Here is a 4,448-nt window from a genome sequence, read left to right as displayed (position 1 = left end):
AATTCGGATTAAATTTGCAATCTACCATACAGGTATTAATAATAATGAAAAAGAAATAGGAAACTATCAGATGGAGGCTGAGTTACTTTTACGTCCATCGCCAACCAATGCAGCCATTGTACATCGTGAGTTGTATTTGAAAAATAATACTAATTCGACTCAAACGTTTAGAACTATGTATAGTGAAGATACTAAATTAGGTGATAATGATGCTGTGCCCATTCTTGATATAGGTAACAAGTCAGGTATATTTATTCAAAGTGATGATGAAAAGCATCGACTTTTTATCAATAATCATGTAAAAGATGGGTTTACTCAATATACGGGTAATGACTGGGATGAGGATCAATTAAATTGGACTAACAAATTTAATCCTGCAAATATTTCTGGAGATGGTGCTGAGATTAAAGGACATCATTTCGGCGATACTGTATTAAATAGTGGAGATACAGCATACGCTTTGAAATGGCCAACTACGGTCTTGAAAAAAGGAGAAACAGCCCACTTTGGATCAGCTATGGGAGTTATGCAAGCAGGATACTCTATACCAACCCCCTCTAAAACTTATCAGAACTTGACTAATAATGACGGAACAAATCGGCCTGGAGATAAATTGGAGTTTACGTTAAGTATTATTAATAATGGTTATGATTCAAAGTGGAATTTTAAAAAATTGGTTGATGCTTTGCCTAAGGGCTTGCAAGTAGATCCTACTAGTATGAAGCAAGCATTTAATGGTGGAGCTACGACAGACATTGATCCTTCAAATTATGATACGGCAACTAGAACAATATCCATCCCGATGGCTCAGCAATTAGGCGAAAATGAATTTATGACAGTGACTTATAAAGCTAGCTTAACTAACGACGCTTTAACTAGTATGAATAAGAAAAAATTAATAACTAATGTAGCTAATTTTACGGTATCTGACATAGGATCGTCTGATAGAAAGTATGAAGCATCAGTCGATATACCAATTACTCCACCTGATTTTAAAGTGAATTAATAAAGTCCGTTAAAAATGAATCTAACGGCGATAAGGATTATCTAACTGAAACTAAGGCACGTCAGAATGATACAGTTGATTATAAGTTGATTTATTCTGTAGATTCGCAGAGTGATAAGTATTTGCTTAAAGGTGCTAATTTGTTTGACACCTTACCCCAAGGCTTAAGCTTGGTTCCTAAAAGTATTGAAGTAAGCGACACTAATGGGATGATTGATCATTCTACTGCAGATCAAGTTAATATAACCTTACCTGATATTAAGCAGGGCGAACAAGTTGAAGTGAAATTTAAAGCCACAGTAAATAGTACTAAACCTGGAGGGATTGTGAACTCGGCAATAGTTAACAATATCACCAAAAGCGATGGTAAATCCCATGAAGATGTAGTATCTAATCTTACAACTTTGAATGTTTCGGATGTTGACGCCTTTATTTCAGTGCCAAGTTTAATCGATTTTGGAAATGTAAATTTAGGCGGGATTAATCGAACTTTGTTTAATATTTCCACTAAAGGCGAACTGATCGTCAGTCATCCGACTACCAAGGATTTTAGTGTGGCAGTTTCTTTAGATGACATGAAAGATAAGGAAAACAACTCTTTAATTCCAATAGATAGTTCAGGATTATTGTTTTTGAAACAACGTCAAAAGTCAGCTGATGAAGACGGAAGCTGGCAACCAGTTAGTTCTGAGGGTACTGCCTTACAGACAGGTTGGTTTTCTGGTAATCAGGTTAACCTTAATTTGACTGACTATATTGGTGTCAATAATTGGAAATTACGGATGCGTAGCGATAATAAAAGCGGTCTTTATAAGGGAATATTAACCTGGAGTATGACTGATTCTATTAGTGCTTAATGTTATTAAATTAGAATTCCATTACAATGATCCACTTCGTGTTGGATTATCTGGGCAATAAAATCAGTGAAGGTCTGAGTATGACTTTGAAAATTGTCGTCCAAATACTTAACAGTAATAGATTTATAGCGTTGAGTTGGGCGTTCACCAACCAAAGACAAACATCCTTCGGAAGTGGCATATTTACCGCTTTTACTAATGATATTGGGGTTGATCATGGGTACTGTCATGATTCCCATTGAAAAAACAATGATTCGTTTGTTGATGCCGATCATATTTGCGGCCATTCCGACACAGTTTTCAGAGTTGGCTTCTAGGGTGTCTTTTAGATCAGCAATTGTTTGATAATCATTTTTGTTAGCTAATTCAGCTTTTTGAGATAAAAAATTGGTATTGTGATTGATGGGCTTTATCATTTTATACTCCTATTTAGTTTGTTAATTATTCTTAGTATAATTTAATTGAGGCAACTTTAATAGGAGGGTAATTTATGAATTTATTGTTTGCAATCGATGATAATGTAACACAACAATTAATGACGACTTTGCTGTCGATCAAAATAAATTCTTCAGCAGAAAAATATTCGGTATATGTGATTCAAGATAAAAAGTTACGGGAAACAGAAAAAATTAAAAGCTTTTGTCAAAAATTAGGCATGCATTATCATCCGGTAATAATTGAAGATGATCAATTTGATAGTGCACCGACAACTGATCGGTATCCGAAGACAATTTATTATCGTTTATTGGCTTACAAGTATTTACCCAAGAATGTTAAACGAATTCTTTATTTGGATATTGATATTTTAGTTATCAATGATTTGAAGCCACTTTATTCTTTGGATTTAAAAGATTACTGGTATGCCGCAGCTAGTCATACATCCTTGGATGTAACTGATGATTTAAATAAATTGCGCTTGGGTAATTATGAAGCCGAAAGCTATTATAATTCTGGCGTTATTCTGATGGATCTTATGGCTATAAGAGAGCATGTCAAAGCTGAAGATATTTTTTCCTATATTAATAAAAGAGGTCGAACCTTATTATTACCTGATCAAGATATTTTGAATGGTTTGTATGGTCAAAATATTATGAAAATACCTGATGAAATTTATAATTACGATGCTCGAATGAACCCGTTTTACTTTGCTAAAAGCAATGGAGCCTGGAATATAGATTGGGTAATTGACAATACTGCTATATTGCATTTCTGTGGTCGTGATAAACCATGGCGTCCTGAATATAAAGAACGTTTTTCAGGGTTATATAAACATTACCAGCATCGGGCTAAAAACATAAATAAAATTATATCACTTTGATATCATAGTGATATAATCAAGCTATGGCAGATAAAATGATTGCTTTAAGATTAGATAAAGATTTATACGAGCGGATTGCAGAAGATGCAGCTCGTGAAAATCGGAGCATCAATAATTATATTGTCACTAAGTTGAGTGAGGCAGTACCTACAAATAACTTGGAGCAACGCCAAATAGTAGGGTCTGTTGTAAGAGGCGATAAGATCAATATGGCAAATGATTTGATCGAAGTTAAGGGTATCTACTACCGCTATGACTTATTGGCAAATGATTCAGTTAATAGCAGGGGTAATTATCAGGTTATTAAAGCAACTGGTAATATTTTGACGATTCAGGAATTAAAATCAGAGTAATAGTTAGGGGAAAATCATGTTCGGATTAAAAATTGTGCGTCAAAACCATGTTGGATTGGTAGAAACATTGGGGAAATATAGCCGCGAAGTAAATGCTGGCTTGAATTTCTATATTCCAATTTTTCAAAAGATTCGTATCGTTGATTTAGCAATGATTCCTTTGTCTTTACAAGGTTATTCTGTTATTACGAAGGATAATGCTGAAGTTCAGACAACAGTAACTTTGAACTATCATGTTACTAATGCTAGAAAATTCGAATATGAGAACAGCAATTCAGTAGAATCAATGATTCAATTGGTTCGTGGACATTTACGTGATATTATCGGTAAATTAGATTTGAATGAGGCTCTAGGATCAACTTCGCAAATTAATGCTGATTTAGCAACTGCGATTGGAGATTTGACTGATACTTATGGTATCAAGGTTGATCGAGTTAATATTGATGAATTAAAACCATCAGCTTCAATTACCGAATCAATGGAGAAGCAAATTCGAGCCGATCGTGAAAAGACTGCTGCTATTGCAAAAGCTAATGGGGATGCAAGAAGTATTGAAATTGAAACAAAGGCTAAAAATGAAGCAACTGTTTCAACTGCTAAGGCTGAAGCTGAGGCAACAATTGCACGAGCAGACGCAAAGGCCTATGAAATTAAGAAGTTGAACGATATGTTAGCTTCTGCTGACAAAAAATACTTTACGGCTCAACAGATTCAAGCTTTTGCCGCTTTAGCTGGCTCTAACACTAATACAGTTGTTATGGATAAGGAATCAATTGGCAAGTATTCTGATATTCCAGTAACTGCCCAAGTAATGAATCAAATGACAAAAAAATAAATGAATAGATATTTGAAAAAAACTGTTAATTCAAGGATAGATAAACTATCTTGGCTGTTCGTCAAATCAAGTTGATGGC

Annotated in this window: 5 protein-coding genes and 1 pseudogene; 5 read left to right on the top strand and 1 reads right to left on the bottom strand. The window is 34.5% G+C overall.

What is annotated here, in order from left to right; genetic code table 11:
• Window positions 1-1,006: pseudogene (locus FD26_RS10530) on the top strand (hypothetical protein); the annotation flags it as partial.
• A gap of 86 nt (window positions 1,007-1,092) precedes the next feature.
• Complete coding sequence (locus FD26_RS10525; protein ID WP_147000171.1) at window positions 1,093-1,863, top strand: DUF11 domain-containing protein; 771 nt, start codon at window positions 1,093-1,095, stop codon at window positions 1,861-1,863.
• 5 nt (window positions 1,864-1,868) lie between these two features.
• On the opposite strand, the gene FD26_RS10520 is transcribed toward FD26_RS10525, so the two are convergent.
• Window positions 1,869-2,279, bottom strand: a complete 411-nt coding sequence (locus tag FD26_RS10520; protein WP_057868377.1) for a peptide deformylase — start codon at window positions 2,277-2,279, stop codon at window positions 1,869-1,871.
• Window positions 2,280-2,353: 74 nt separating this feature from the next.
• On the opposite strand from FD26_RS10520, the gene FD26_RS10515 reads away from it, so the two are divergent.
• From FD26_RS10515 to FD26_RS10505, 3 genes are read left to right on the top strand one after another with little or no spacing between them, the layout of a single operon-like run.
• Entirely contained in the window at window positions 2,354-3,181 is an 828-nt protein-coding gene (locus FD26_RS10515) for a glycosyltransferase family 8 protein (protein ID WP_057868376.1), read from the top strand.
• Window positions 3,182-3,204: 23 nt separating this feature from the next.
• Complete coding sequence (locus FD26_RS10510) at window positions 3,205-3,534, top strand: toxin-antitoxin system HicB family antitoxin (RefSeq protein WP_057868375.1); 330 nt, start codon at window positions 3,205-3,207, stop codon at window positions 3,532-3,534.
• Window positions 3,535-3,550: 16 nt separating this feature from the next.
• Window positions 3,551-4,369: an SPFH domain-containing protein gene (locus FD26_RS10505; protein ID WP_057868374.1), complete on the top strand. Its 819-nt coding sequence runs from the start codon at window positions 3,551-3,553 to the stop codon at window positions 4,367-4,369.
• The last annotated feature ends 79 nt before the right edge of the window (window positions 4,370-4,448 follow it).

Source organism: Companilactobacillus crustorum JCM 15951, assembly GCF_001434585.1.
Lineage (GTDB): Bacteria > Bacillota > Bacilli > Lactobacillales > Lactobacillaceae > Companilactobacillus > Companilactobacillus crustorum.
The sequence above is the reverse complement of the archived record's forward strand: the minus strand, read 5'-3'. Positions and strand labels throughout refer to the sequence as shown.